Source organism: Ornithinicoccus hortensis, from assembly GCF_006716185.1.
Lineage (GTDB): Bacteria > Actinomycetota > Actinomycetes > Actinomycetales > Dermatophilaceae > Ornithinicoccus > Ornithinicoccus hortensis.
Genome location: NZ_VFOP01000001.1, coordinates 3,900,455 through 3,925,915, shown reverse-complemented (window position 1 = coordinate 3,925,915; position 25,461 = coordinate 3,900,455). Strand labels below are relative to the sequence as shown.

At 71.1% G+C, this 25,461-nt stretch carries 26 protein-coding genes and 1 riboswitch; of the genes, 13 read left to right on the top strand and 13 right to left on the bottom strand.

Features of this window, described 5'->3' with window-relative positions; all coding sequences use genetic code 11:
• Positions 1-154: 154 nt before the first annotated feature.
• Positions 155-436 carry a DUF4235 domain-containing protein gene (locus FB467_RS18325; protein WP_141786377.1) on the bottom strand — a complete coding sequence of 94 codons (282 nt, stop codon included), beginning with the start codon at positions 434-436 and terminating at the stop codon, positions 155-157.
• A gap of 125 nt (positions 437-561) precedes the next feature.
• Positions 562-671, top strand: a riboswitch (TPP riboswitch).
• Here FB467_RS18325 and FB467_RS18320 point away from each other — a divergent pair.
• The 6 genes from FB467_RS18320 to FB467_RS18300 all read left to right on the top strand — a co-directional run bounded on the left by FB467_RS18320 (position 669) and on the right by FB467_RS18300 (position 6,678).
• Positions 669-1,775 (top strand): thiamine ABC transporter substrate-binding protein, encoded by a 1,107-nt coding sequence (locus FB467_RS18320; protein WP_141786376.1) that lies wholly within the window; start codon positions 669-671, stop codon positions 1,773-1,775. It overlaps the preceding riboswitch by 3 nt.
• A gap of 1,235 nt (positions 1,776-3,010) precedes the next feature.
• The gene (locus tag FB467_RS18315; RefSeq protein ID WP_141786375.1) at positions 3,011-3,220 is read left to right on the top strand and encodes a hypothetical protein; all 210 of its coding nucleotides are present in this window, start codon (positions 3,011-3,013) and stop codon (positions 3,218-3,220) included.
• Positions 3,221-3,279: 59 nt separating this feature from the next.
• Complete coding sequence (locus FB467_RS18655; protein ID WP_153390332.1) at positions 3,280-3,453, top strand: hypothetical protein; 174 nt, start codon at positions 3,280-3,282, stop codon at positions 3,451-3,453.
• Between the two features lie 118 nt (positions 3,454-3,571).
• Positions 3,572-4,126: a dihydrofolate reductase family protein gene (locus FB467_RS18310; protein ID WP_141786374.1), complete on the top strand. Its 555-nt coding sequence runs from the start codon at positions 3,572-3,574 to the stop codon at positions 4,124-4,126.
• 51 nt (positions 4,127-4,177) lie between these two features.
• Complete coding sequence (locus FB467_RS18305) at positions 4,178-6,442, top strand: carbon starvation CstA family protein (protein WP_141786373.1); 2,265 nt, start codon at positions 4,178-4,180, stop codon at positions 6,440-6,442.
• 5 nt (positions 6,443-6,447) lie between these two features.
• Complete coding sequence (locus FB467_RS18300) at positions 6,448-6,678, top strand: YbdD/YjiX family protein (protein WP_141786372.1); 231 nt, start codon at positions 6,448-6,450, stop codon at positions 6,676-6,678.
• 24 nt (positions 6,679-6,702) lie between these two features.
• Here FB467_RS18300 and FB467_RS18295 read toward each other — a convergent pair whose 3' ends face one another.
• Positions 6,703-7,521, bottom strand: a complete 819-nt coding sequence (locus tag FB467_RS18295; protein WP_141786371.1) for a hypothetical protein — start codon at positions 7,519-7,521, stop codon at positions 6,703-6,705.
• Between the two features lie 68 nt (positions 7,522-7,589).
• Between FB467_RS18295 and FB467_RS18290 the strand changes: the two genes are divergently transcribed.
• A complete protein-coding gene (locus FB467_RS18290; protein WP_141786370.1) occupies positions 7,590-8,033 on the top strand; it encodes a PaaI family thioesterase in 444 nt (147 codons plus the stop codon).
• A 9-nt stretch (positions 8,034-8,042) separates the two neighbouring features.
• Here the strand turns inward: FB467_RS18290 and FB467_RS18285 are convergent, their stop codons facing one another.
• The gene (locus tag FB467_RS18285) at positions 8,043-9,062 is read right to left on the bottom strand and encodes a TIGR03557 family F420-dependent LLM class oxidoreductase (protein ID WP_228393377.1); all 1,020 of its coding nucleotides are present in this window, start codon (positions 9,060-9,062) and stop codon (positions 8,043-8,045) included.
• Positions 9,063-9,150: 88 nt separating this feature from the next.
• Here FB467_RS18285 and FB467_RS18280 point away from each other — a divergent pair, with 88 nt between their 5' ends.
• Positions 9,151-9,864, top strand: coding sequence for a helix-turn-helix domain-containing protein (locus FB467_RS18280; RefSeq protein ID WP_141786369.1), 714 nt, complete (start codon positions 9,151-9,153; stop codon positions 9,862-9,864).
• A gap of 141 nt (positions 9,865-10,005) precedes the next feature.
• On the opposite strand, the gene FB467_RS18650 is transcribed toward FB467_RS18280, so the two are convergent.
• On the bottom strand, positions 10,006-10,149 hold the full coding sequence (locus FB467_RS18650) for a hypothetical protein (RefSeq protein WP_153390330.1): 144 nt from the start codon (positions 10,147-10,149) through the stop codon (positions 10,006-10,008).
• A gap of 8 nt (positions 10,150-10,157) precedes the next feature.
• On the opposite strand from FB467_RS18650, the gene FB467_RS18275 reads away from it, so the two are divergent.
• Complete coding sequence (locus FB467_RS18275; RefSeq protein ID WP_141786368.1) at positions 10,158-10,883, top strand: hypothetical protein; 726 nt, start codon at positions 10,158-10,160, stop codon at positions 10,881-10,883.
• A 228-nt stretch (positions 10,884-11,111) separates the two neighbouring features.
• Here FB467_RS18275 and FB467_RS18270 read toward each other — a convergent pair whose 3' ends face one another.
• From FB467_RS18270 to FB467_RS18260, 3 genes are all read right to left on the bottom strand, one after another.
• On the bottom strand, positions 11,112-11,939 hold the full coding sequence (locus FB467_RS18270; RefSeq protein ID WP_141786367.1) for an ABC transporter ATP-binding protein: 828 nt from the start codon (positions 11,937-11,939) through the stop codon (positions 11,112-11,114).
• Positions 11,936-12,910, bottom strand: a complete 975-nt coding sequence (locus tag FB467_RS18265; RefSeq protein WP_141786776.1) for a putative F420-0 ABC transporter permease subunit — start codon at positions 12,908-12,910, stop codon at positions 11,936-11,938. Before FB467_RS18265 ends, FB467_RS18270 begins: the two co-directional genes overlap by 4 nt.
• A gap of 176 nt (positions 12,911-13,086) precedes the next feature.
• The gene (locus FB467_RS18260; protein WP_141786366.1) at positions 13,087-14,154 is read right to left on the bottom strand and encodes a putative F420-0 ABC transporter substrate-binding protein; all 1,068 of its coding nucleotides are present in this window, start codon (positions 14,152-14,154) and stop codon (positions 13,087-13,089) included.
• 298 nt (positions 14,155-14,452) lie between these two features.
• Between FB467_RS18260 and FB467_RS18255 the strand changes: the two genes are divergently transcribed.
• The 4 genes from FB467_RS18255 (at position 14,453) to FB467_RS18240 (ending at position 18,855) form a co-directional block, all read left to right on the top strand.
• Complete coding sequence (locus FB467_RS18255) at positions 14,453-15,385, top strand: alpha/beta hydrolase (protein ID WP_141786365.1); 933 nt, start codon at positions 14,453-14,455, stop codon at positions 15,383-15,385.
• A 167-nt stretch (positions 15,386-15,552) separates the two neighbouring features.
• On the top strand, positions 15,553-16,002 hold the full coding sequence (locus tag FB467_RS18250) for a hypothetical protein (protein WP_141786364.1): 450 nt from the start codon (positions 15,553-15,555) through the stop codon (positions 16,000-16,002).
• Positions 16,003-16,190: 188 nt separating this feature from the next.
• Positions 16,191-18,065, top strand: coding sequence for an ABC transporter substrate-binding protein (locus FB467_RS18245; RefSeq protein ID WP_141786363.1), 1,875 nt, complete (start codon positions 16,191-16,193; stop codon positions 18,063-18,065).
• A 154-nt stretch (positions 18,066-18,219) separates the two neighbouring features.
• Positions 18,220-18,855, top strand: coding sequence for a hypothetical protein (locus FB467_RS18240; RefSeq protein ID WP_141786362.1), 636 nt, complete (start codon positions 18,220-18,222; stop codon positions 18,853-18,855).
• Between the two features lie 126 nt (positions 18,856-18,981).
• On the opposite strand, the gene FB467_RS18235 is transcribed toward FB467_RS18240, so the two are convergent.
• Genes FB467_RS18235 through FB467_RS18210 form a run of 6 tightly spaced genes read right to left on the bottom strand, consistent with a single transcriptional unit; the run spans position 18,982 to position 25,441 of the window.
• The gene (locus FB467_RS18235; protein ID WP_141786361.1) at positions 18,982-19,524 is read right to left on the bottom strand and encodes a helix-turn-helix domain-containing protein; all 543 of its coding nucleotides are present in this window, start codon (positions 19,522-19,524) and stop codon (positions 18,982-18,984) included.
• 19 nt (positions 19,525-19,543) lie between these two features.
• Positions 19,544-21,130 carry a DUF885 domain-containing protein gene (locus FB467_RS18230; RefSeq protein WP_141786360.1) on the bottom strand — a complete coding sequence of 529 codons (1,587 nt, stop codon included), beginning with the start codon at positions 21,128-21,130 and terminating at the stop codon, positions 19,544-19,546.
• Positions 21,131-21,133: 3 nt separating this feature from the next.
• Entirely contained in the window at positions 21,134-22,795 is a 1,662-nt protein-coding gene (locus tag FB467_RS18225) for a DUF885 domain-containing protein (protein WP_141786359.1), read from the bottom strand.
• Positions 22,792-23,859: an LLM class flavin-dependent oxidoreductase gene (locus FB467_RS18220; protein ID WP_141786358.1), complete on the bottom strand. Its 1,068-nt coding sequence runs from the start codon at positions 23,857-23,859 to the stop codon at positions 22,792-22,794. Before FB467_RS18220 ends, FB467_RS18225 begins: the two co-directional genes overlap by 4 nt.
• A complete protein-coding gene (locus FB467_RS18215; RefSeq protein WP_211350640.1) occupies positions 23,856-24,197 on the bottom strand; it encodes a TIGR04076 family protein in 342 nt (113 codons plus the stop codon). Before FB467_RS18215 ends, FB467_RS18220 begins: the two co-directional genes overlap by 4 nt.
• On the bottom strand, positions 24,194-25,441 hold the full coding sequence (locus FB467_RS18210) for an amidohydrolase family protein (RefSeq protein WP_141786357.1): 1,248 nt from the start codon (positions 25,439-25,441) through the stop codon (positions 24,194-24,196). The genes FB467_RS18215 and FB467_RS18210 overlap by 4 nt, the downstream gene beginning before the upstream one ends.
• Positions 25,442-25,461: the final 20 nt, after the last annotated feature.

Below are 25,461 nucleotides of genomic sequence, written 5' to 3'. Positions count from 1 at the left end.
AGAATCCTCTCACGGGAGGGAAGTTCGGGCCAACAAAGTGGGAAAACCAAGGGTCTTACCGGTAACGGAAAGGTGGATTCTTTGTCGTACCCCGACTACTCGGTGGACATATCGTGACCTGGGTCACCGAACGCTTTGCCGAAGCCTGATTCGGTCAGCTGTCCTTCTTGGCGAGCTGGGTCGGCAGGTGCCCGGTCGACTTCTTGTAGATGGCAGCGGCCTGGCGGTTGGCCACCATCCGGCTGAGGCCAATGATCGCGCCGGAGACGAGCGCGAACGCGATCGCCTCCTTCCAGTCGATGTCCGGGTCCTCCGGGTTGGTCGGGGAGTCGCCGCCCGTGACGAACTTCCAGGTGCCGTCGGTGGCCTTGCTGGCGACGACGCCGGCGGCCATCGCCGCACCGGTCGCCATCAACTTCCAGACCAGGTTGCCCATGCCTCTACCTTCCCTCGTTCCCTGGACCCGTCTCCGCGGGCGTGCTCATGACGAGCCTACCTGCGGTGCGAGGGTTCGTCGTACGGGCGGGGATCGGGTGAATAACTAGGCCTGTACAGTGGTCACGCACACGACAGGGGAGCGCTCACGCGCTGAGAGTGCGGCGAACAGATCGCCGCAGACCCTCGAACCTGATCCGGTTAACGCCGGCGGAGGAAGTCGGAGGACATCTATGCGATCCATTGCTCGTCCCACCATCACGGTCTTTGCCGTGCTCGCGCTCGCCGGGTGCTCGCTCACCGGCGGCGAGGAGCCGGAGGAGACCGCCACGGACGACGCGAGCAGCGACTCGGGACCCGCCATGGGGCAGGGCCAGGGCCAGGAGGTCATGCTCGTGACGCACGACTCGTTCAACCTGCCGGAGGAGTTCCTCGCGGCGTTCACCGAGGACACCGGCTACCGGGTGACGGTCCAGGCCTCCGGTGACGCAGGCGCCCTCACCAATCAGTTGGTACTGACCAAGGGCAGCCCCGTCGGCGACGCCGTCTTCGGCATCGACAACGCCTTCGCCTCCCGGGCAGTCAACGAGGGCGTGCTCGCCGAGTACACGCCGGCCGAGCTGCCCGAGGGCGCGACCGAGCACGCGCTCACAGGTGAGGGGTCCGGGATGCTGACGCCCGTCGACTACGGCGACGTCTGCGTCAATATCGACGACACCTGGTTCGCGGACGAGGGAATCGAGCCCCCGCGGACGTTGCAGGACCTGACCGACCCGGCATACGAGGGACTCTTCGTCACTCCCGGCGCGAGCACCTCCAGCCCCGGCCTGGCGTTCCTGCTGGCCACGATCGGTGAGTTCGGCGAGGACGGGTGGCAGCAGTACTGGGAGGACCTGATGGCCAACGGGGCCAAGGTGACCTCCGGCTGGACCGACGCCTACACCGTCGACTTCACCGCCGGTGGGGGGGACGGGGACCGACCGATCGTGCTGTCCTACGCCTCCAGCCCGCCCTTCACGATCCCCGAGGACGGTGAGGAGCCGACGACCAGCGCGCTGCTGGACACGTGTTTCCGGCAGGTCGAGTACGCCGGCGTCATCGAGGGCGCCGAGAACCCTGATGGGGCCCAGGCGCTGATCGACTACCTGCTCACCGACGACGTGCAGGCTGCCATCCCGGACTCGATGTACGTCTACCCGGTCTCCACCCAGGTAGAGCTCCCCGAGGTGTGGGCGCAGTGGGCCGACGTGGCCGATGCCCCGATCGAGGTCGCTCCCGAGGACATCGAGGCCAACCGGGAGACTTGGGTGCGGGAGTGGGCGGACATCGCCACCGGCTGAGGCAGGAGGCTCTGGCCTGCGCCGCTGCGGTAACGGGTGATCGACGGTCTCCGAGGCATCGCCACGTCCGTGGCGCGGGTCTCCACCTCCGCACGTCCCCTATCGCGGTCGTCGCAGGGTGAGCAGCGACCAAAGCCGTACGGGATCATCACGAACAGGTTCAAGGCGGAAACACAAGGGCGGCGAATAGAGGCCCAGGGCCCGCCGGATAGGGCGTACGGGGTGGGGGTAATGCAGCGAGGGATATAAATCCTTTCCTGTAGGGGTAGGGGGTAGTTCGCAATTCTGCTTGAATGCGATACATGCCCCTCTTTGGGTGTGTCTTCGTGACGCCGTGGGCGCCATGAATTCCATGAGGCACCTTGACACCTGGGAGGCGCCTGCTAGCGTGAAGAAATCCTCGGAAGGAGGAGATAGGTGGCAATCGCACGAACTAGTATTTCCGATTTGTATTAGATCGATGAAACGGTGAGTAAATTGATTCGTTCAGCCATCTTGGGATTGACCATAGCCTTCGGGTTCGGGTCGTCGGGGGCCGTCGCAGCACAGGAACCCGCCACGGCCGCGGAGGTCCAGCAGGCGCAGGTGGGACCGACTGACAGTGAATTTGCGCCCCAATTCGACTGCTGGGACTACAACTCCACCACCCGACAGTGCACGCTGGGGTTCAACACCACGGACTGGAACAACGCCCAGTTCATGCGCCTCTACAACTCTATGCCGTATGAGGCCCGGTTTTTCCTCACGGGCGCTGATGGGACCCCTAGTGACATCTGCATCCCCTCACAAGGAATTGTGACGTTCGGTGTTGGAGGAATTGCTTCGGCGAAGCCCCGACAGGCCGGCCCGGGGTGGCCGCTCCCTTGCTGATGTAAATTCCTGGGTCGGACCCCCTACCTGTTTTTGGGTAGGGGGTCCGACTGTGGGCGCTGATGATCCTGACCAAGTCTTTTAGGGGGTCCTGAATCGGTAGTTGCGCGGGTGTGCGCCGCCTAATGAAGTCGGATTGCCCGAGCCGATGGGGAGCGCAGGCACCGGGTAGCGGGGTCGAGTGCGGCAGGCCAGCGAGTAGTGCGTGGGCCAGCCATCGGCCGGATGGGCAGCCTCGGCGCTCTGGGCACGGGCCACCCATTGTCGAGGCGCCGCCGACCTAACGCAAGATTTCCAACCCGGTGGGTGGATGCTTACCCGCAGTGGGTAGCCCCTTTGGCACAAAACGCCGTTGACTTGCAGGTATGTGGTGGGCGATCGGAGCGACGGCGGCGAGCCTTGCCCTGATCTGGCTGGCCCTCGGCCTGTCCCGAGCCAACAAGGTGGTCGACGGCGCCTTCGAGATGCTCGACGAGGTCGAGGCCCGCAAGGAGGCCGCCGAGGGGGCGGCGCCGGAGGGTGAGAACCATACGAACGGCCATGCACGGGTCAAACCCACCCGTGAGCATTTGTAGACCGATGTTTACTCCCCGCACATTGTGCTGTTGACCCGTGGCACGCTGCACTAGAAGACATGTGGATCACACTCGCAGTCGCGGTGGGTGCCCTGGCCCTGATCCGTTTCGTCCTGGGGTGTGCCCAGGCGTCCCGGGTCGTGGACGGTGCGTTCCTGACCATGAGCCTCCCCGACGACCGGCCCGTCAGCGCCGGCGTCCCTGCCGGACGGGTGCCCGCCGCTCAGGGCTGACCCGAGCCTCTGCCCCGCGCCGGGCGGACTCGGGGCACATCTGAGTCCGGGGACCGATGAGTCCTGCGCCGTGGACGGGTCAGTCCCGGCAACCCACGGCATACGAGAGGACACCCTCATGGCACGCACCGTCACCGCCCATCTCTTCCACGCGATCAACGGCTCCGTGGAGTCGCCGGACCAGTGGCAGTTCGACGCCTTCGGGCCGGAGGAGGGGGAGGCCATGGGCCGGTCCCTCGCTGGCGTCACCGACGTCGTGATCGGCCGCAAGCTGTGGCAGGAGTGGGCCGACTACTGGCAGCACGCGGGGGAGGGCGACCCGTTCGGCGCCTTCATTAACCCGGTCCGCAAGCACGTCGTCACCTCCACGCTGGACGACGTCTCGGCCTGGGCCAACAGCACCGCCGTGGACGGCGACCCGGTGGACTATGTGCGCCGCCTCGCCGGGGACGGCACGGACGGTGGCATCACCGTGGCCGGCGGCATCGACACGGTGCGGTCGCTCTTCCTGGCCGGCGTCGTCGACACGCTCACCCTCACCACGCACCCGGCGATCGGGACCGGGCGGCGGCTGTTCGACGAGTCCGTGCCGGTCACCCGGCTGGAGCTGGTGGACAGCACCATCACCCCGGTGGGCAACGCGATCCTGACGTATCGGCTTCGAGGAGAGTAAGGTACCGCGAGCACTTCAGGCACACCCGTCACAGGCGTCACAGGAGACGCCATGGCAGCCAGCTCCCGTTCCTCCGCCGCGGTCGCCGAGCGACCGCCCGTCGCGGTCAGCCGGACCCAGCCCGATCCGATGGGGCCCAAGGCCCGGATCGGCTACGCCGTCATCGCCCTGCTGGGCGCGGTCTCGTGGGCGATGATCGCGATCGTGCGGGGCGAGGAGGTGAACGCGGTCTGGTTCGTCTTCGCCGCGATCTGCACCTACCTGCTCGCCTTCCGGTTCTACTCCCGCTACATCGAGTGGAAGGTGCTGCAGCCGCGGGACACCCGGATGACGCCGGCCGAGGAGTTCGAGAACGGCCGCGACTTCATGCCGACCGACCGGCGGGTCCTGTTCGGCCACCACTTCGCCGCCATCGCCGGCGCCGGGCCGCTGGTCGGGCCGGTCCTCGCGGCGCAGATGGGCTACCTGCCCGGCACGATCTGGATCATCGTCGGCGTCGTGCTGGCCGGTGCCGTGCAGGACTACATGGTGCTGCACATGCCAATCCGGCGGCGGGGCCGCTCGCTGGGGCAGATGGCCCGCGACGAGCTCGGGCTGGTCGGCGGCACGGCCGCCATCATCGGTGTCTTCGCGATCATGCTGATCCTGATCGCGGTGCTGTGCATCGTGGTGATCAACGCCATGGCCGAGTCGCCCTGGGCGGTCTTCTCCATCGCGATGACCGTGCCGATCGCCATCCTGATGGGGGTCTACCTGCGGTTCATCCGCCCCGGCGCGGTGAGCGAGGTCTCGGTCATCGGCGTCGTGCTGCTGCTGGCCGCGATCATCGCCGGCGGGTATGTCGCGGAGTCCTCCTGGGCCGAGTTCTTCACCCTCTCCCCGCAGGCCCTGGCCTGGTGGCTGATCGGCTACGGCTTCGCCGCCGCGGTGCTGCCGGTGTGGCTGCTGCTGGCGCCGCGCGACTACCTGTCGACGTTCATGAAGGTCGGCACCATCGTGATGCTGGCCATCGGCATCCTGATCGCTGCCCCGGTCGTGCAGATGCCGGCCACCACCCAGTTCGCCTCGAGTGGGGAGGGCCCGGCCTTCGCCGGGTCGCTCTTCCCGTTCCTGTTCATCACCATCGCCTGTGGCGCGCTGTCCGGCTTCCACGCGCTGATCTCCTCCGGCACCACCCCGAAGCTGATCGAGAAGGAGTCCCAGGCCCGGCTGATCGGCTACGGCTCGATGTTGATCGAGAGCTTCGTGGCGATCATGGCCCTGGTCGCGGCGATCAGCATCGACCAGCACGTCTACTTCGCGATGAACGCGGCCGGCGGCCTCACCGGGGGCACCCCCGAGGGCGCGGCCGAGTTCGTCAACGGGCTGGGACTGACCAGCCCGGGCGGTGAGCTGTTGCCACCGATGGACGCCTCGGTCTTCACCCAGGCCGCCCAGGACGTGGGGGAGGAGTCGATCGTCTCCCGCACCGGCGGCGCACCGACCCTGGCGTTCGGCATGGCCGAGGTGATGTCCGGTGCGCTCGGCGGCGCCGGGCTCAAGGCGTTCTGGTACCACTTCGCGGTGATGTTCGAGGCGCTGTTCATCCTCACCACCGTCGACGCCGGCACCCGGGTCGCCCGCTTCATGTTCTCCGACTCGGTGGGCAACATCCCCGGGTTGGCGAAGTTCAAGGACCCGTCGTGGACCGTCGGGGCCTGGGTCTCCACCCTCGTCGTGGTCGGCGGCTGGGGCTCGATCCTGGTGATGGGTGTCAACGACCCGCTCGGCGGCATCTACACGCTGTTCCCGCTGTTCGGCATCGCCAACCAGCTGCTGGCCGCGATCGCGCTCACCGTGGTGACCGCCATCCTGGTCAAGCAGGGCAAGGTGAAGTACGCCTGGATCCCGGGCGTCCCGCTGGTCTGGGACCTGGTCGTGACCCTGGCAGCGTCCTGGCAGAAGATCTTCAGCGACAACCCGGCGATCGGCTACTTCGCGCAGAACTCCCGCTTCCGGCAGGCCCGGGACGCCGGTGAGGTGCTCGCCCCCGCCCAGGACGACGGGCAGATGGGCCAGGTGATCACCAACACGATGATCCAGGGCGTGATGTCGATCCTGTTCGCGCTGTTCGTCATCGTGGTGGTGCTGGCCGCGATCGGCGTCTGCATCAAGGCGGTGCGCGCCGGCAGCCTGCCGACCAGCGAGGCCGAGGACGTGCCGTCCAAGATCTTCGCCCCCTCCGGGTTCCTCCCGACCCCGGAGGAGAAGGAGATCCTGCGGCAGTGGGAGGAGGCGGGGCTGGACCCCGCCCCGGCCGCGGCGAGACACCGATGACCGGTATGCGGACAGCTGGCTCCGCGGAGCCGCGCGGCGCGGCCGGTGGCGGGCTCCGCCGCCGGCTGCGGCTGGCCCGCAGCTTCGTGCGTGGCGTGGTCGGCGCCGACGCCTACGAGGTCTACCTGGAACACCAGGGCCGCGTGCACCCCGGCGAACCGGTGATGACCGCCCGGGAGTTCTGGCGGGACCAGACCGACCGGCAGGCGAAGAACCCGCAGACCCGCTGCTGCTGAGGTGAGCTGCCGCGGCGAAAGGGTCTAGGCCGGCTCGCGGAGGGAGTCGACCCTGCTCCGCACCAGGTCGAGGTAGCAGGCCACGTCCTCGATCTGGTCCGGCTCCCTCGGGCAGGCGGGCCGGTCCAGGGCCTGATCCAACACCCGGACCACGTCCGCGGCATCGACGTCGCGGAAGATCGCCTCGGGGTTGTCCTCGAGTCCTGAGGCCACGCGATTGCGCAGGTCTGTTGCACGGCGCCCCTTGGCGAGCCAGGCGTCCTTCACGCCGCCGCCCAGGTCATGGTCGATGAGGATCATCATGGCGTGGTCGCGGCCGGCATAGTCGAAGAGGGCGCCCACCGATTCCTGTTCTCCGAAGGTGTCGCCGTAGTGCCAGGCGGACAGCAGACGGGGATGGCCGACCAGGCCTGCCCAGGGGCGGTCCGGCACCCCAGCATCCGCTAGTCGACCCGCCTCTGCGCGCGCTGCCTCGCGGGTGGTCTGCGGTCCGAGTGTCGAGCACACCCGCAACAGGGCCAACGCGTCGGCGCTGCGTAGGGTCCCGGCGTGGGTGATCACCTCGTGGAGCAGGTGACTCTGCATCTCCAACCGTTCTTCCTCGTCGGTCCCGACGGGCAGCCCCAGTTGGGTGGCCCGGAAGACCTCGCAGAGCACCAGCTCGGCCTGGAACGCGTCGCGGGCCAAGGCGATGTCTGCGAGCAACGAACCGACCACCGGATCGATCGGTGGCTCCGATCCGTCGGCGATGGTTGTCGCCGTGGCCCGGGCGGGAGGCACGATCGACAGGGCCTGACGTTTTCTGGTGGCATCGCGGCGCGGTGGTCGCTTCGATCGTCCCATGGGTCCATCCTGGCATCCGCGGTCGAGGAAGCGGCCCTGGCATACGACGGAGTGAGAGGCAGGTACCGATGACCCACGCGGTCCGCAACGACGACTACGAGGACGTGGTGCGCACGTCCTTCGCCAAGCAGGGGCTGATGCGCCACCTGGGGGCCGAGGTCACCGAGGTGGAGCCCGGTGCGGTCACCATCGAGGTGCCCTTCGCGCCGGAGCTGACCCAGCAGCACGGCCTGTTCCACGGCGGGGTGACCACCTCGATCGCCGACACCGCCTGCGGCTACTCGGCGCTGACCCTGATGCCGGCCGGCTCGAAGGTCGTCTCGGTGGAGTTCAAGATCAACCTGTTCGCCCCCGCCCGGGGCGAGCGGCTGGTGGCCCGGGGGCAGGTGGTGCGCTCCGGGCGCACCATCACGGTGTGCCAGGGGGAGGTCTTCGCCTGGATCGCCGACGGCGAGCAACAGTGCGCCACCATGGTCGCCACGATGATGCGGGTCGAGGCGCCGACCGGATAACCGGCGCGGCTACAGCCCGGCGAGGCCGGCCGCGCCGACGGCCTCCAGGAAGGCGACCTGGTTGCCGCCGACGTTGTGCAGGAACACCCGGTCGTAGCCGAGGTCGAGGTAGGACCGGATCACCTCGCCGAGGACGTCCGGGTCGTGCGTGGTCGGGATCCGGCCGGCGAAGTCCTCGGGGCGGACCAGCTTGGCGATCTGCTCGACCACGTGGGGGGAGCGCAGGTCGCCGCGGGCGAACCGCATCGCCGCCATCGGGTAGCGCTTGGTGACGTTGTCGATCGCGTCCTGCGTCGTCGCCGCCCAGGACAGGTTGAGGTGCAGCCATGCGGGCATCGCCGCCGGGTCCCGGCCGGACTCCTCGGCGCCCTGGCGGAACCGCTCCAGGACCAGCGCGGCCTGCTGTGGCTGCACCGCCACCGCCAGCAGCCCGTCCGCGGACCGACCGGCCCGGCGGGCGGTGACCGGGCCGCTGGCCGCGACGAGCACCGCCGGCGGCTGCTCCGGCATGGTCCAGATCCGGGTGCTCTCCACACGGAAGTGCTCCCCGGCGTGCCGCACGTCGCGGCCCGCGGCCGACCCGGCGAACAACCGCCGGACCACCTCCACCGCCTCGAACAGCCGCCCGATCCGCTCCGACGGCTCGGGCCAGTAGTCGCCGGTGACATGCTCGTGCAGCGCCTCGCCGCCCCCCATCGCCACCCAGTGCCGCCCCGGGTGCAGGCTGGCCAGGGTCGCGGCCGCCTGCGCGACGGCGACGGGGTGCATCCGCCCGCCGGGGGCCACCATGCCCGCCCCGAAGTCCCCGGTCAGGTGCTCGGACAGCGCGCCGAGCAGCGACCACACGTGCGGTGCGTGGCCCAGGCTGGGCAGCCACGGCTGGAAGGTGTCCGCCACCATCACCCCGGAGAAGCCGGCCCGCTCGGACAGTACGGCCAGGTCCACCGCGGACCGCGGGGTCACGCCGTCGGCGGGCACGACATACCCGACTCGGGTGTCCACCCCACCTCCCTGGCTCGCGCGGCTCACCCCGGCAGTCTAGGAGGGCGATGTCCTGGCTCAGCCGATCCTGTTCTTCGACTGACACTACAGTAGCGCAGACGCTATATTAGTGCCTATGGAGTTGACGACGCGTGAGGCCGCGCAGCGGCTGGGGGTGAACCAGTCTCGGGTACGGGCCCTGGTCGCTGCCGGCACCCTCGACGCGCGTCGGGTCGGCCCCCAGTGGCTGATCGATGCCGACAGCGTGGACCGTCAGGCCACCTTCACTGCTGCGAAGGCGACGGGGCGGGCGATGGCCCCGCGGGTGGCCTGGGCCGCCGCCGACCTTGCCGATGGCGGTGACGCGCCCTGGTTGAGCGCTGCCGAGCGGTCACGGCTCCGCAAGCGGCTCCGCTCCGCGTCCAGCATCGACGTACTGCGCAGGTGGCTGAGCTCCCGCTCCGCGACCGTGACCAGGTACCGGGTCGGCGACCGCGACCTCGACGCGCTGCTCGACAGCGACGATGTTGTTCGGACTGGCGTGAGTGCTGCTGCTGCGTACCGGCTCGGTCTCAGCACGGGTGGTGCCGCAGACGCCTACGTCACCACCGACGTGGCGGCCCGGTTGATCCGCGACTTCTTCCTCATCGAGTCCCGGACCGGGAACCTGACACTGCGGGTCGTGGAGCACAACCTCCACCTGCTCACCGCCCGCGCCGTCGATGACCAGCGTGTCTCCACCCGGCTCATCGTCGCCGCAGACCTTGCCGACGACCGCGACACCCGCACCAAGAGCGCGGGCCGCGACCGACTCGCAGTCGTGCTCGATGAGCAGAAGCAGGGGAGGTGAGGCCCCGTGTCGTGCCATCAGCGCAGAGGCAACGTCGAAGTCCTCGCCGCGCTCGCAGCGATCACCGGCCAGTCGGACACCGACATGGCGGAGGAGTACCACGAGGCCACACGCGAGTACAGGGACATGCACTACGCCTCATCAGATGAGGTCGAGCAGGTGCTGCGGAGGATCAAGACTCGCCTCGGGTTGGCACCCGCCGTCGACCCCGACCAGGCCCGCGACCTCGCCGCGACTCTTGATGCCCTGCTGGGCGACCCCGAGGTGACTATTACTCGCAGCCATCTGTTCGCGTGGGACTGCTGCGGCATACACCTGAGCATGTTCCGGCCATCGACCGCCTACCAGTGGTGCTGCCGCAGCTTCCCTCCCACCAGGCCGAGATGTGGAAAACCGTCCTCGGTCTGGAGTCCCTCGGTCATCCATGGGTGCTCGTCGGTGGCCAGATGACGATGCTCCACTGCCTGGAGAACGGCATCGCCCCGACCCGGCCAACCGACGACGGTGACGTGGTGGTCGGTGTGTGGACCCGCCGCGACGCGTTGACGGCGACAAGCCGGTTCCTCCGGTCTTGTGGGTTCGCTGAGGACAAGACCAGTGACGGGTACGGCTACCGCTACCGTCGCGACGAGGACACCGTCATCGACGTTCTGCTGCCCGAGGGACTGGAACGGCAGCACGCCTTCCCCAGGACCACCTCCGGTCGCCCTGGGTTCTCCATGGAGGGGGGTCGGCAGGCGCTCGCTCGTGCCGAACGAGTACCCATCATCATCGACGATGCGACAGGTCAGGTGCGCCGCCCGAACCTGCTGGGCTCGCTCGTCGTCAAGGCCCACGCCTACGTCACCGACAGCCGCGACGTCGACCGCCACGCCGAGGACCTCGTGGACTCTCGGACAGATCGGGCTCAACGACCCCCGCGCAGTCCTCCAACACGCGCGTCCCGGCGACCGCAAGGTACTGCGCAGATTCCTGCGCCGCCTCACCCCAGACCACCGGTACTTCCAGGCAGCAGATGACCCCGAGGCCGTGTACGCACTCCTCGACCGGCTGGCCAACCCTCAGGAACCCGCGTGAGGGCAACCATGACGCCCCGCCGAGGCGGACCGTCCAACGCGGCGAACTGGCGACGACCCGAGTAGGTGGGCGGTGATCGCTCGAACTGGACCTGACGGGCGGACACGGCGCTGAGACGCTGTCGAGAAGCGCTGGCAGGCGGTCAATTCTTGGGGGCGGCGGGGGTCGGCCTACCGGTGGGCCGGGACCGGGGCGTGGGCCGGGGTGAACGCCACCATCGGCCGGCCGGTGCGCGGGTGCGGCACCAGGTCGGCGACGACGCCGTATGCCGTGCCGATCGCCTCCGGCGTGAGCACCTCCTCGGTGCGCCCGACGGCGCGTACCCGACCGCCGGCCAGCAGCACCGTGTGCTCGCAGTAGGCCAGGGCCAGGTTGAGGTCGTGCAGCGCGGCGACCACGGTGAGGTCCCCTCCGCCCTGCGCGTCCTGCCCGGCCAGCCGGCGTAACAGGTCCAGCGACTCCAGCTGGGCCCGGATGTCCAGGTGGTTGGTGGGCTCGTCGAGCAGGAGCAGCCGCGGCTGCTGGGCCAGGGCGCGGGCCAGGTGGACCCGCTGCTGTTCCCCGCCGGACAGGGTGGACAGCTCCCGGTCCGCGAGGTGGCGCACCCCCGCCAGGTCGATCGCCCGCTCCACCACCCCGGGATCCTCGGAGCCGACCGCCCACCGGGACTGGTGCGGGATCCGGCCGAGCTCGACGACCTGGCGCACGGTGAGCATGAACTCGGCGTGCGAGGCCTGCTCGACCAGCGCGAGCTGCCGGGCCCGGTCGCGGCGGGCCAGCCCCAGCAGGTCCACCCCGTCCACCAGCACACCCGCCTGCTCCGGCGAGGCGGCGCGGTGGGTGCCGGCCATCAGCCGCAGCAGCGTGGTCTTGCCGGCGCCGTTGGGCCCGACCAGGGCGACCAGGCCGCCGCCGGGCACCGCGAACGACACGTCGTCGACGAGCGGGAGCCCGGACACGGCATACGAGAGGTGGTGGACCTCGAGGGTGCCCGTCATGCGCGGGCCCGGTTGCGCACCAGCACCAGCACGAAGACCGGTGCCCCCACGAGGACGGTGATGATCCCGACCGGCAGCTCCCGCGGGTCGAACAGGGTCCGCGCGAGGGTGTCCACCCAGACCATGAAGACGGCGCCGAGCAGCACGGTCAGCGGCAGCAGCTGGCGGTGCCGGGACCCGACGACGAGGCGCACCGCGTTGGGCAGGACCAGCCCGACGAAGCCGATCGAGCCGCTCACCGAGACCATCGCCCCGGTGAGCACGGCCGCGCCGCTGAGCAGCAGCCACCGGGTGCGTGCCACGTCGACCCCCAGGGTGGCGGCCGCGGTGTCGCCGAACGCGAAGGCGTCGAGCACCCGCCCGTAGAGGACCATCGGGATCCCCACCGCCAGCAACGCGCCCCAGGCGATGGCCACGGCGTCCCACTCGGCGCCGGCGAGGGAGCCGAGCAACCAGTTCAGCACCTCACGGAAGGCGTCGCCCTGGGCGTTCCAGAAGACCAGCAGCGAGGTGATCGCCCCGGCGAAGGAGGAGACGGCGAGCCCGGCGAGCACGGTGCGGCTCGGGGTGATCGTGCCGAGCGAGCGGGCCAGCAGCAGGGTCGCGACCAGGGCGGCGATCGCGCCGAGGAAGGCGGCGAGCGGCAGCACCACGGACAGCCCCAGGAGCAGCACCAGCACCGCACCGGTCGAGGCGCCGGAGGACAGCCCCAGCAGGAACGGGTCGGCCAGCGGGTTGCGGGTCAGCGCCTGCATCACCGCGCCGCTGAGCCCCAGGCCCGCCCCGACCGCGGCCGCGGTGAGCACCCGAGGCAGCCGGATCTCCCAGACGATGCCCTCCCGGATCGGGGTCAGGTCGCTGTGCGCCCAGCCGAGCCGGTCACCGACCACGGTCCACACCTCGGCGACCGACAGCCCCGCCGGGCCGATCGTGATGGCCACGCTGATCGAGGCCACCAGCGCCACCGCCAGCCCGACCCCCCAGACGAGGGTGCCGCCGCGCTGTCCGGGTCGGCCTCCTCGTCCGCGGCGGCCGCGCCGGTTGCGCCCGCCTCGCCCGCCGTCGTCCGGCTCGGACGGCGACGGGTGCGGCCCGTGCGCCGGGAGCGGCGCCGGGGCACGGTGGGCCGGGGTGAGGATCGACACCGTCAGTCCCCGGCGCCGTCGCTGGCGTCGTCCCCGCCGAGACCCAGGTCGCGCAGGCCCGCGGCGAGCTCGGTGACCGCGGGCACCGACCGCACCCCGGCCTCGCTGGCCGGGAACGGCAGCACCAGGTAGCGGTCCTCGCGGACCGCGGTGAGCTCGGAGGTGGCCGGGGTGGACTCCAGGAACTCGATCTTGGAGTCGGCGGTGTTCCAGGCCGCGTCGACCAGGACGAAGACGTCCGGGTCGGCGTCGATGATCGCCTCCCAGCTCAGCGAGCTCCAGGTCTGGTCCAGGTCGCCGGCCACGTTCTCCAGCCCGACCGCGTCCATCACCATCTGCGGGGCACCGATGCCGCCGCCGACGTACGGGGTGTCACCACCGGAGGACCACCACAGGGCCGTGGTGCCCGGCTCCAGCGGCTGCACCTGCGCCAGCTCGGCCCGCTGCTGCGCCACGAGGTCGGTGGCCGCGTCCGGCACCCCCAGGATCTGTCCGGCCTCCTCGAACTGGGCGAACAGCACCTCGAAGGTCAGCGGGTCCGGCCGGTAGGCCTCCTCCTGGCAGGCCGCCGGCGAGACGTAGCTGTTCACCCCCAGCCTGGCCAGCAGGTCCCGCTCGCCAGCGGTGTCCGCCGCCAGGTTGCTCTCCCACCCGGCCAGCACCAGGTCCGGCTCGAGCTCCAGCACCGTCTCCTGCCCGGGTGCCGAGTCCGAGATCGTCGGGATGTCGGCCGCATCGTCGGCCCACTGCTCTGGCACCGGGCCGTCCTGGAAGGCCTGCCCCACGATCCGGTCCGAGACGCCGAGGGCCAGCAGCAGCTCGGTCGAGGTGGACTTGATGGTGACGATCCGCTCCGGCGGCGCGGTGAACTCCACCGTGGTGCCGCAGTTGTCGACCGTCACCGGGTAGGTCGCCTCACCCGTGTCGTCGGTGGCTGCGGAGCCGTCCCCGGCGGACCCGCCGGCGTCGCCCCCGTTGCCGTCGGCCGCGCTCCCGCACGCCGCGAGCAGGGAGACCGTGCAGGCCACAGCGAAGAACGTGGGGGAGGTGGGGTGACTCGGGCGGCGCATGGTGCTCCTCGGGCGGAGATGGGCAGGGGAGGACCCCGCGCGCAATCGGCGCAGGTGATCCACCGCCCAATCCAGGCGATACCGCACTCGGGGGAACCAGCGCCCGAGGGATCGTGGCCATCATATGCGAGGGTGCCCCGGACGGGCAGGGCCCCTGACGAGCGGCGCGAGACCCCCGCCGCCCGAGGTCGAGGGAGAGGACCGATGGCGCAGCCCAGCCACGCCGACAGTGCCGCCGAGCGCGCCTACCGCCGGATCCGGGACGACATCCTGGAGGGCACCCACCGGCCGGGCATGATTGAGCGCATCCCCCCTGATCGAGGCAACCGCCGACCTGTCGTCGGTCCTGCCCAGCACCCGGTACTTCGAGATCGATTCGGAGGGCGTCGGCGCCCGCTTCGCCGTCTGGGTGACCCTGCCCTTGCTGTACGACCGGGAGGACACGGCATACCCCCTGGTGTTCCAGGCGGACGGCAACAAGGCCGCCCCGTCCACCGCCTCGGCATACGGCCTGTTGCGGGACGACCCGATCAACCCGATCAAACCGTTCATCCAGGTCTGTGTCGGTTACCCGGCCGAGGACGCCGCTCGGCTCCTGGCCGTCCGGGCCCGTGATCTGCTGCCACCCGGCGAGCCACTTGCGCCGGGGGCGGACGAGAGCACCATCGAACGGCTGCCGGCCGCCGGGATCCTCAGCGAGGCGGACGCCCGGCTCTACCTGGAGCACCTCCGCGACCCCCACGCCGACCGGTTCCTGACCTTCCTGACTGAGGAGCTGGACCCGGCACTGCGTGCCCGCTACCGAGTCAGCGACGAGGGGACCGGTTTGCACGGCTTTTCCTATGGCGGGTTGTTCGCCTCCTACGCCGCGCTGAGCACTGACCACTTCGACGTCGTGGGGGCCGGCAGCCCGGGCATCCTGATGGAGTCCACGGTGCTGGACCTCTATGACCTGGCCGCCAAGGATCCGACCCGTCCCACCGCCGGGCACCTGCACGTCACGGTGTGTGAGCGTGAGCTTACCTACGCCTCCAGCTACCAGGACCTGGTCGGGCAGGGCGCCGTCGAACTGCTGGCCCGGGCCGGTCGCAACCCGGTGGAGGGGCTCACGGTCACCAGTGCGTTCACGCCCACCGAGTCGCACGCCACCGGCAGCGCGGTCTCCTACTTCTCGTTCCTGCGGGAGTGCTACGGGGCCGAGAGCGTCACGGGGACGTTGCGGCGAGTATGACGCCGGGAATCGTGCCCAGGGCGGGAAAGCACGGTGAAGGACCTGTGAAAGCGACGACCTCGACGATCGGTCCCACTCAATGTTTTCCGATGGAGGAGTGAGACCACGCCATGTTTCTACGATCTGACAGGGCCCGCCGCCGTACCGTCCGTGCACTGGCCGCCACGATGGCACTCGGCGCCGCGCTCGCGGGGTCGGCGCCGGCCGCGCAGGCGCACAGCAACGTCTGGGCCGACTATGACACCCGGAAGACCTCCTCGTGTCCCTGCACCCTGTGGGACGAGTACGACGGGACCTACTTCCAGCACGACCAGGGTGGCAAGGCGGCCCGGGGCAGGATCTACTCGGGCAACGAGCTGGTCGGCAAGATGGAGTTCCACCCCCGCGGCGAGGAGATCTGGGTCTACGACACGAAGGCCAACGGGGATGCCATCTACTGGCAGATCGAGCTGGACGGTTACCGGGGCCCGATCTTCCGCCTCGACTCCGGGCAGCGGTATGGGGTGTACGGAGGCCTCGTCGCGGAGAACCTCCCGATCAAGGTGTACGCCTACGACGACCTGGCCTCCGACGGGAGCGGGAAGAACCTGATGGCCACCATCTCGGGGACCACCTGAGCGGCGCACGGGGTTGCGTGGGGCGGTGGGTCGGGAGATCCGGCCACCGCCCTGCCGTCCGCGTGCCGGCAACGTCGGCGGGTCGCGACAAATGACGTTGACACCCCCACCGATGGCATGGTTCAGTGCAACTGAACAGCGTTTAGTCACAGTCAGGTGGCCGCTGCCCGGACACCTGGAGGTCCTCGATGAAGCTCGCTCGTGCTGCCGTCGCCCTGAGTTTCAGCGCCGCCCTCGTGGTCAGCGGGTGTACCTCCGACGGCGGTGACGACTCCTCCTCGGACGGCGCGCAGGGCGGTGCCGCGGAGGACGGCGGGGACTCCGGCGACGACGCGACCGCGACGGCCGACGAGGGCGGGGACGACGGGGCGGCCGGGACTGGCGATTCGGCCAAGGCCGACCTGGGCATCACCGAAACCGCGGACGACGAGATCTTCTTCTCCTCCGGCGAGGTGGAGTGGAGCGGGTTCAACGGCAACCAGCCGGAGACCAACTCCACCTACAACGCCACCATCAACGACCGGATGCTCACCGGGTTCTGGGACTACGGCACCGACGGCACGATCTATCCCAACGAGGACTTCGGCACGTACGAGGTGACCTCCAAGGACCCGCTGACCGTCGCATACACCATCTCCGACGAGGCGGTTTGGTCCGACGGCACCCCGATCGACTACGCCGACGTGCTGCTGGACTGGGCCTCGCAGAACCCGGCGGTCCTCACCGAGGACGCGGACACCCCGCTGTTCAACAACGTGGGCAGCGCGTTCGGGGAGTACGTGCCCGACGGTCCGCAGGGCGAGGCCGGTGGCAAGGAGTTCACCGTGGTCTACCCCGACCCTTACCCGGACTGGGAGATCACGGTCGGGGCGTTCCTGCCCGCCCACGTCGTGGCCGAGCAGGCCGGCATGACCTCGGACGAGTTGGTGCAGGCCATCCAGGACCGCGACCAGGACGCGCTCGCGGCCGCGGCGGAGTTCTGGAACCAGGGCTGGCTCTCCCCGACGGCGGGGCAACTGCCCGACCCGGCCATCGTGCCCAGCTCCGGCCCGTACACCCTCGACGGCGGGTCCTGGACGTCCGGCCAGTCGCTGACCCTGGTGCCGAACGAGAACTACTGGGCCGCCCCGCCGGCCACCGCCAACCTGACCTTCCGGTTCGCCGCGGCGGAGACGCACGTGCAGGCGCTCGCCAACGGCGACCTCAACGTCATCGAGCCGCAGGCCACGGTCGACACGATCAGCCAGATCGAGGGCCTCGGCGACCAGTTCACCCTGGTCACCAGCGACGAGCTCACCTGGGAGCACCTGGACTTCAACTTCGCCGCCGGTCCGTTCGCCGAGTCCGACGGCGGGCTGGCCGCGCGGGAGGCGTTCGCGCTGTGCGTGCCGCGACAGCAGATCGTGGACAACCTGATCGCGCCGATCAACCCCGAGGCCCAGGTGATGAACGCCCGCGAGGTGTTCCCGTTCCAGGACACCTACGACACGGTGGTCGACGCGGCCTACGACGGGCGCTACGACGAGGTCGACCTCGAGGCGGCCAAGGCCAAGTTCGAGGAGTCCGGACTCGCCGAGGGCACGACCATCCGGATCGGCTACTCCGCGCCCAACCAGCGGCGCACCAACATCGTCAGCCTGATCAAGTCCAGCTGCGACCAGGTCGGGTTCGACATCGAGGACATCGGCGACGGCAGCTTCCTGACCCCGGACGGCGCCCTGTTCACCGGCGACTACGAGGTCGCGCTATTCGCCTGGGCCGGCTCGGGTCAGAAGGCCTCCGGCCAGGAGATCTACGCCACCGGCCGCGGGCAGAACATGGGCGGCTACAGCAACGAGACGGTCGACGAGGCGTGGTCCACCCTGGCCGCCTCCTCCGACGACGACGTCTGGCTGGAGCAGGTGACCACGATCGAGTCTGAACTGTGGCAGGACCTTTACGGCATCCCGCTGTTCGCGCACCCGAACGTGATCGCCTACGACTCCGCCATCGCGAACGTACGGTCCACCGCAACGCAGAACGGCGTCACCTGGAACGCCGAGCAGTGGGTCCGTATGCAGTAAGACTGGGCCGGGTGTCCTTCTCCTCCCACCCCGTAGGACACCCGGCCCGCTTCGGTGCCGAGGGGGCCCGTGAGAGCATCGGTCGGGTGTGTGGGGAGTGGGGACGACGGACGGACACCGCCCGATGAGCGCGCCCGGCTGGCTCGGACCGCCGGTGAGTACCCTCCGCCCGCGGATCCCGCTGTATGACGTGTGCTACCTCGCGCTGCCGCCCGCCTGCCTGCTGGTGGGCACCCTCTTCATGGCGGACCCGGAGGAGCGGTGGCTCTTCGGGGGCCTCACCCTCCTGTTTGCCCTCCTCTCCGCCGGCTGGCTCACCTGGTCGGCGTCCGCGGTGCTCACTCTGCACCGGCACGGGGTGCGGGTCGGGCGGCGGCTCGGTCGCGTGCGCTCGATCCCGTACGGCTCGATCCACCCGGCGTCGATCGCGACATACGCCGACATCTCCCGGATCGTGAACAGTGCCCGCCCGCTCGTGTGGCCCCGGTGGTTCATCTTCGTCAACTCCAAGGAGGCGGTGTCGTTCGTCGGGCCGGCCCGCGCGAGCGTGGTCGGACCGGGCCAGCCGCCCCCACCGGTCGCCGGTGACGGGTTCGTCCTGTTCGCCACGCCCGACGCGGACGTCGTGGCCGACGAGCTGCGACGGGCACTCCTGGCGCACGGCGTGCCCCGCGAGCAGGCCTACGCTTCAGCGGGCCGCAGTCCGGTGGACCTCGCCGGGGTCCTGCTGACGACACGGCGTCAGGCGATGCCGGGGTACGACTCCGGGTGGCGTCCTGACGCGCCCTGACGTGACACGCCATGCAGTGTGCGTCATGCACCTTGGGTGGCCCGCGACGCAATCTGCATGACCCAAAGTGCCTGGCGCCACCCCGTGCCTGGCGCCACTTCGCGGGCGGGCGGTGCCCCTGCCCCCTCAGGGCGTCGGCGGGGTGACCGCGAGGATCGCCTCGGCGGGGGTGTCGGAGGTGTTCAGGTAGCGGTGCGGCAGCTGGGAGTCGAAGGTCAGGGCGTGGCCGGCCGGGAGCACGTGGTCCTCGCCGGCGAGCTCGACGGTGACCTCCCCGGCCACCACGTAGACACACTCGGTCGAGGTGTGCGACCAGCCGGTGGCCGAGCTGGTGTCCCCGGGGGCCAGCACGACGTGCAGCACCTCCAGGTCGCCGCGGCCCGGGGTGAGCCGGTCGTAGCCGAAGCTCCCGGTGGGTGCGGTCAGGGTCACCCGCTCACCGGGCCGGCTGTGGTGCACCAGTGGGGCGTCGGGGTCCTCGAACAGCGCCGCGATCGAGGTGTCGAACACCCCGGCGAGCTTGCGCAGCGTCGACAGCGACGGGTCGGTCGTGCCGTTCTCCAGCTGGCTCAGCAGTGCGGGGGAGACCCCGGCCTCGGCCGCCAGCCCGCGCAGCGTGAAGCCGCGCCGGTGGCGCAGCTCCGCCAGCCGCGTCCCCAGGCCGCTCATCGCCGCCCTCCCCGGCGGGTCACCGGGGTCCCGCCCCGGCCGCGGCGCGCGCCAGCAGGTCGTCGGCGAACAGCGCGTGCGGGATGCTCCCGTAGCCCATGACGGCGTCGTGGAAGGCGCCGAGCGGCCCGCCGCCCGCCGCGTCCCACCGCCGCCGCAGGTCGTGGAAGGCGTCCCGGCCCAACGCATACGCCGACGGGTACGACGGGTTGTCGTGCCGGATGTAGCGACGCACCTCTCCCTCCGCGATGTGCCGCCCCAGCGCGGCCTCACGCATCAACACCTCCACCGCCTCCTCCTGACTCAGCGTCCCGGTGTGCAACCCCACGTCGACGACCACACGTGCGGATCGCCAGAGCGAGTTGCGGAGAGCGTAAAGGGTGAGTCCAGGACTGTCCATGAAACCGGTCTCCCGCATCACGTCCTCGACGTAGAGACCCCACCCCTCGACGAAGACCGCCGAGGTGAAGGTCCGGCGGATCGAGGCGTTGCCGGCGGTGGCCCGCTTGTGGTGCACCCGCTGCAGGTGGTGGCCGGGGTAGGTCTCGTGCCCGGCGATCGTGGTGATCAGCGCGTGGCAGCTCTCGGCCAGGTGGTCCGGGTCGGGGCGGCCGTCCTCGAGCCGGCGCACAGGGGTGATCCGCAGGTAGCTGCGCAGTGACTCACCCGTGGTCGGCGCCAGGTCCATGAAGCCCATCGGCATGGTGTGCCGCTGGAACTCGGCCACCTCGTCGACCAGGCACTCCTCGCCCGCGGGCAGGTCCGCCAGCCGCAGCTCCTCGGTGTGCCGCCGGGAGCGGGCCACCGCGGCGCGGTAGGTGTCGAGCAGGTCCTCGGCCGCGGGGTGGTCGGCCCGGATGGCCTCGATCTGCTCCTGCCAGCTGCCCGTGCCGGTGGCCGCGGCGTGCTCGGTCAGCCGCTGCTGGTCGCGGGCCACCTGCTCGCGCCCCCAGGCGGCCAGTTCGTCGACGCCCACGTCGAGCCGGAAGTAGTCGCGCAGGCAGTGCTCCAGGTAGTCCCGCCCGGCCACCCAGCTGCCGCCCGCTTCCGCGGCGACGTCCCGCACCTGCTCCTCGTATGCCGTCAGCGCGGTCCGCGCGCCGCTCACCGCCGCGGGGTCGGCACCGACCCGTTCGGCCTCGGCCAGCAACCCGCCCAGCCCGGGCAGGGCGGCCAGGGCGGCCTCGGCATACGCCCCGGGCACCCGTCGCGGGTCGAGGGCGGCGACGGCGTCGCGGAGGAACCGCGGCACGTCGGCGAGGGTCGTATGCAGGAGCTCACCGGTCATCGCGTGCTGCAGTGCCGCCCCGAGCGTCTCGGTGGCCCGGTAGGGGATCCGGGTCCACGGGGCAAGCTCCTCGAGCTCACGCAACCGGTGGGTCGCGTCGATCCGGGAGACCGCCAGGTCCAGCCGCCCGGTCGCGTCCTGCGGGTCGAGCCGGTCGAAGTCGGCCAGGTGGGCGCGCAGCGCCGTGGCGCGGTCGGCCTCCGCCGCGGGATCGGGCAGCCGGCCGTCCCACAGCCCGAGCGCGCGGCCGGCCGGCGACAGCGGGTCGGCCCGGTGCGTCTCGTCGGCGTAGCCGGCCAGGACCGGATCGGTCGCCATGCCTCAGACCTGCTCGGTGAGCAGGGTCTGCAACGGTCCGAGCCCCATCGGACCCAGCTGCAACGCGGTCATGTGGAAGCCCTTCTCGGTGAAGTTGGCCCCGCCGACGGCGCGGGACTGGGTGAGCGCCTGCTCCCACAGGCGGGCGCCCACGCAGAAGGCGAGGGCCTGCCCCGGCCAGCCGAGGTAGCGATCCACCTCGAACGTCGCCGTGTGCGCGTCCAGCGCGCTGACCTGCACCAACACCTCGCGCGCCGAGGTGCGGGTCCACCGGCGGCGGCGGGTGACGCCGTTGCCGGGCGGGATCGGCAGGTCCAGGTGCAACCCGATGTCGATCACGATCCGGGCGGCGCGCCAGCGCTGGGCGAGCAGCACGCTGAGCCGGTCGGCGTCGTCGTGCACCAGGCCCCACGACTCGGCCCGGCCCTCGGCGTAGTGGGCCCAGCCCTCGGCATACCCGTGCACGTGACACAGGTAGCGCTGCCACGGGTGCAGGTCCGGCTGGCTCATCGAGATCGCGTACTGCAGGTGGTGACCGGGCACGCCCTCGTGGTGCACCGTGCTGACCTCGCGCCAGACCGGCATCGTCTCCGCGTCCGGCGGGGTGGACCAGTAGACGCGGCCGGGGCGGGTCCGCGCGATGTCGGGCGGGGAGTAGTAGATGACGCCGGAGCCGGGGGTGGACAGCCGCCCCTCGCAGTGGCGGGCGGCGTCCGGCAGGTCGAAGACGGTGCCGTCCACGGCGTCCACCGAGGCCTGGATTCGCTGTTGGATCCAGTCGACGAGCAGGGGGCCGACCGGCACCCGGGGGCTGTCGGCGTCGAGGATGGCGGTGGCCTCCGTCAGACCGCCGTTGCCCCCGGTGATCCGGCGGGAGACCTGCTGCACCTCGCGGGTCAGCATGGCCAGGCGGGCCCAGCCGTAGGCGTAGGTCTCCTCCAGGTCCACCACGGTGCCGAGCAGTGCCTTGGAAGTCACCTCATAGAAGTCGATGCCCACCCCGTCCTGCTCCGAGCCCAGCCGCGCGTGGGTGTGCTCGAGCCAGTCGGCCAGCTCGGCGGTGGCCGTGGTCGCCGCCTCCGCGGCGCGGCGGACCGCCCTGGCGTCCCGGGCGTGCTCGGCGGCCCGGTCGGCCAGCGCGGTGTAGTAGTCGGCGCCCGCCGGGTCGATCCAGGTGCGGCACTGCTGCGCGACGATGCGGGCCTGGCGGGACGGCACCACGTGCCCGTCGGCGGCGGCCGCAGTGAGCGCCTCGCGGTACTGGGCGTATGCCGTGGGGACCCGCTCCAGGTTGGCCAGCACCCGGTCCACCTCGGCGCTGTCGCCGGTGGGCAGGTTGTCGAACACCTGCCGGACCTGGTGCACCGGGGTGGCCAGCGGGGCCAGCAGCCGGGGGGTGAACCCGACGTCGTCCAGCGCGAGGTCGCTGGCCAGCCGCTCCCGCATCGCCACCGCCAGCACCCGCTCGGCGCCCTCCGCCGGGACGTCGCGCAGTGCGTGCAGGGTGCGCCGCTGGAGGTCGTTCCGGGCGTGGGCGGCCTGGGGGGACAGGTCCGGCACGAGGATCTCCGGGACCTGGCCCAGCGCCTCGGCGGCGGACGGTGAGGTGGTGGCCAGCGCCGCGACGTACTTGTCGGCGATGGTCCGGACGGTGGTGCGACTCATGCGGGCTCCGGGTAGGTGGTGGGGGACGCCTCGGACGGGTGGCGGCTGCGGATCCGGGGGAGGACCTCCCGGCCGAGCAGGTCCAGCCCGCGCCCGGAGTCCAGGCCGTGCGGCGTGCCGAACTCGATCCGGGTCGCCCCGGCGTCGAACAGGGTCAGCGCGTGCTCGGCCAGGTCGGCGGGGTTCCCGGCGAACGCGAAGCGGTCGAGCAAATCGTCGGGGAGCAGCGCTCCGGCGTCGGAGTCGCGGCCCTCGGTGAGCAGGTCGCGCAGCCGGGCCAGTAGGTCGGGGTCGACGGTGACCGTGGGGTCGAGGGCGGCCACGACGTCGAGGTACATGGCGACCTCGGTGCGGGCCAGGGCGCGTGCGGCGGCGCGGTCGTGGTCGACCACGGTGACCGCTCCGGCCACGACCCCCACGGCATCCGGGAGGCGGCCAGCCTGTCGGCAGCCCTCGGCCAGCCAGTGGGCCATGGTGGACACCATCGCAGGATTGGCCGACCCGCCGATCTTGACCTCGTCGGCCAACTCGGCGGCCAGCGCCGCACCCCGCGGTCCCCAGACGCCGAGCAGCACCGGGATCCGGTCGCGCAGCGGGCGGTAGCGCAGCCGGAACCCCGGCCTGATGCCGTATGCCTGCCCCCGGTAGCCGCCCGTGTTGCCGGCCAGCAACCGGTTGACGATCTCCACGGTGTCCCGCAGCGCGGCGACCGGCGCCCGCTGCTCGAGGTGGAGCTCGCCGAGCCAGGAGCCGCGGGTCAGGCCGAGGTAGGCGCGGCCCCCGCTGACCGCGTCCAGCGCCGCGATCTGACCGGCGATCTCGACCGGGTGCACGGTGAACGGGTTCAGGCAGGCCGGCCCGAGCACCAGGCGCTCGGAGTGCTCGGCCATCGTCTGCAGCGCGGGGACCGGGGGCTGGAAGCCGAGGTCGGCGTAGACGCTGACCCCGTCGAAGCCCCACCCCTGGGCCTGGGTGGCCAGCCGGGCGTAGTCCCGCGGCGTCTTGTCCGACTGGACGGCGACGCTGACCGCGCGCTCGGGCCAGGGTGTGGCGGCGGCTGTCACGTCAGGTCCTCGGTCGGTATCCGGCGGGTCCCGGTGCGTTCGATCCGCATGATCAGCCGCTCCTCCGGGTCCGGGCAGGCGACCTCGCTGTCCCGGGCCATCCAGTCACCGGGGTCCAGCGCCCGCTGCTTGGCCGGCAACAGCGGGAGCACCGCGGCCAGGGCATACAGGCAGAAGTGCCGGCCCGGTTTGATCTGCACCCGGTTGGATTCGGTGACCTCGAAGAAGTCGCCCGGCCGCAGCCCGCACACCGAGCGGCCCTCGATGCGGTCCACGACCACGCGCAGGTCGGACAGTTCGGTGACGGCCTCCACCGGATGCGGGGTGTCCTCGCTCACCGGCGTCCCCTCCCGGCGAGCAGGCCCCGGTCGTCGCGGACGGGTTCGCCGCCCTGGACGACGGTGTGCAGCGTGCGCAGCGCCGCGACGTCGGCGGCCGGATCGGCGTCCAGCACCAGGAAGTCGGCGGCGGCCCCGGGCGCGAGCGTGCCGACGCGGTCGGCGGCGCCCAGCCACTCCGCAGCGCCGCTGGTGGCCGACCGCAGCACCTGGGCCGGGGTCATCCCGGCCTCGGCCATGAGTTCCATCTCGCGGACCGTGGCGGTCGTGCCGTCCAGCGCCGCATCGGGCGGCGTGTCGCTGCCCATCACGATGGTGACCCCCGCGGCGATCGCCCGCTGCAGGCTCGCCCAGTGCTCCGGCGCCGCCGACAGGGCGCGGTCGATCATCCAGTCCGGGACCTGGTGCAGCTCGAGGAACTCCCGGCACCGGCTGACCGTGATCGTCGGCACGTAGCGCACGCCGCGCTCGGCCATCAGCGCGCACACCTGCTCGGTGAGCTGGTAGCCGTGCTCGATGCCGTCGACCCCGAGCTCGACCGCCCGGGCGATGACCGACGACGGGCCGGCGTGGGCGGTCACCTGCCGCCCCCAGTCGTGGGCGGTGCCGATCACCGCCGCCATCTCCTCGTCGGTCAGCTGCGGGGTGTCGATGCCCTCGTGCTCGCCGGCGATCCCGCCGGAGATGCAGACCTTGATCAGGTCCGCCCCGGCGCGCAGCTGCTCCCGGGTGGCCCGGCGGAAGCCGTCCGCGCCGTCGGCCTCCAGGGCGTCGGAGTCGTGCCCGTGCCCACCGGTGCAGCACAGCGCGTGCCCCGCGGTGAACAGCCGGGGCCCGACCACCTCGCCCCGCTCGAGCGACCGGCGGAGGGCGAAGTCGGCATACCGGCTCTCGCCGACCAGCCGGGCCGTGGTGACGCCGGCGTGCAGGGCGCGTCGCGCCGCACCGGCCATCAGGAGCACGAGGTCGGCATCGCCCCCGCGGGCCACTGCGTCGCCCATCGGCCCGGGCAGCGCCAACCCCAGATGCACGTGCATGTTGATCAGGCCCGGCATGACGTGACCGCCGCCCAGGTCGACCACCTCGACCCCCTCGGGCTCGGCCGCTGCCAGCACCGCGTCCCGGTCCCCGACCTGCTCGACCGTGCCCTCCCGGACCCAGATCGCCTGGTCCGGGAGCGAGCTCTCGCCCGCCCCGTCGAAGACCGAGCAGCCGGCATACACCGTGCCGCCGTGGCCTGCCATGCGCGTCACCGCCTCGTCGC